This is a genomic window from Kitasatospora sp. NPDC007106 (genome assembly GCF_040634455.1).
Lineage (GTDB): Bacteria > Actinomycetota > Actinomycetes > Streptomycetales > Streptomycetaceae > Kitasatospora > Kitasatospora arboriphila.
In genome coordinates this window covers 1-1,680 of record NZ_JBEYFP010001107.1, presented here as the reverse complement: position 1 = coordinate 1,680, position 1,680 = coordinate 1, and the positions used below count along the sequence as shown (strand labels likewise).

Sequence of the window (1,680 nt, the reverse complement as noted above, 5' to 3'; positions counted from 1 at the left end):
GCGGTGTCCGTGCCCTCGCGCAGCTCGCCGGCGGCTGCGGCGGACGCGAGCAGCCGCTCGACCGCCCGGCGCTGGGCGAGGTGGGCGGCCAGGGCGTGCCGGTGGAGCTGCGGGTCGGTGAGGTCCAGGCAGAGGAAGGCCAGGTGGTTGGCGAAGCGCTCGGGGGTGTCCATGGGCGCCAGCCACTCGGTGACCAGCGCGGCGAGGGCGTCGAGGGCCGTGCCGTGCTCCGCGCGCGCCCGGCCGGCCGTCGCGTCGGCGTCCTTGACGGACTGCTCGGCGAGCGCGACCAGCAGGCCGCGCTTGGAACCGAAGCGCTGGACGAGGGTGCCGGGCACGAGTCCGACCTCCCGGGCGACCGCGGCCAGCGTGAGCCCGGCCGGGCCGACCCGGCCGATCACCTCCGCGGTCGCGCGCAGGATCACCACGTCGTCGACCCCGCGGGGACGCCCGGCCATGTCCCGCTCCTCCCATTAATAAATGCCTGTTCATTCATTAAAGCGGGCGGCCGGACGGAACCGCAAACCGCGGCACCGGTGTCCGCTGAGCGGGACCCCCCGTGTCGTGTCCACGGCCCTGCGAACTATCATCGGCCGGGTACAGCGTCCCTCCGGAGGTCGCCCCGGCATGCCCGGGCGGCCTCGGCGGCCGGAGGCGACTCATCTCACCGGAGCGGGGCCTGTGAGAGCCCTCGGACTGCCTTGTGTCGTCGTGTCCCGAACTTGCCGCGCTCTGAAACGACTTGGGAATACGATGACTTCTCTGCCCGGGCGCGGCCGCACCGCCGTCACCGCCGTCCTCTCCTCCGCCCTGCTGCTGAGCGCCTGCAGCGCAACCGGCTCAGGCAAGAGCGAGGCCGACCTCCACGACCAGCTCCCCGAGGCCGTCAAGAAGGCCGGAGTGATCCGGGTGGGCGCCTCGCTCACCGCCGCCCCGGTGATCTTCCGCGGCACGGAGGGCCAGCCGGACGGCCTCGACCCCGACCTCGGCGCCGCGATGGCCAAGGTCCTCGGCGTCAAGGTCGAGTTCCAGGACGCCGGCCCGTTCAGCAACGTGCTGCCGGGGCTGCTGGACAAGAAGTACGACGTCGCGATGTCCGGCATCACCGACAACCTCAACCGCCGCCAGGGGCTGGACAAGACCGGCAAGCAGGTCAACGACGGCGTCGACTTCGTCGACTACTACATGGCCGGCATCGGCATCATGGTCGGCAAGGGCAACCCGGCGAAGATCGCCAAGATCGACGACCTGTGCGGGCACGGCGTCGCCGTCAAGAAGGGCACCACCCACAACGACCTCGCCGTCCGCCAGAAGGCGGTCTGCGACGGCCAGGGCAAGCCGCTGAAGGTCGAGGAGACCACGGACGACGCCGGGGCCATGGAGGAACTCCGCAGCGGACGGGTCGACGCCTACGTCACCGACTACCCCAAGGCGCTCTACAACTCGCAGACCGCGGCCGGCGGCAAGGCCTTCGACATCGCCGGCCCCCAGCTCCAGCCCAAGCCGTACGGCATCGCCCTGCGCAAGAGCGACCAGCAGCTGCGCGACGTCCTCGCCAAGGCCATGCGGCGGATCGTCGCGGACGGCACCTACGACGAGATCCTGAACCGCCGCAAGCTCACCGTCGGCGCCATCCAGAGCCCCGTCGTCAACGGTGGCACCAGCTGACGACACCCCACC

2 protein-coding genes are annotated in these 1,680 nt (G+C 71.4%); one reads left to right on the top strand and one right to left on the bottom strand.

Features of this window, described 5'->3' with window-relative positions; genetic code table 11:
• Window positions 1-458, bottom strand: a 458-nt coding sequence (locus ABZ641_RS36225) for a TetR/AcrR family transcriptional regulator (protein ID WP_359988739.1), incomplete at its 3' end; no start/stop codon positions are given.
• Window positions 459-753: 295 nt separating this feature from the next.
• On the opposite strand from ABZ641_RS36225, the gene ABZ641_RS36220 reads away from it, so the two are divergent.
• Entirely contained in the window at window positions 754-1,668 is a 915-nt protein-coding gene (locus tag ABZ641_RS36220) for an ABC transporter substrate-binding protein (protein ID WP_344624620.1), read from the top strand.
• Window positions 1,669-1,680: the final 12 nt, after the last annotated feature.

Bases quoted from the DNA above. Each gene is read 5' to 3' on its own strand.
- ABZ641_RS36220 (WP_344624620.1), top strand. From the start codon at position 754: ATGACTTCTCTGCCCGGGCGCGGCCGCACCGCCGTCACCGCCGTCCTC.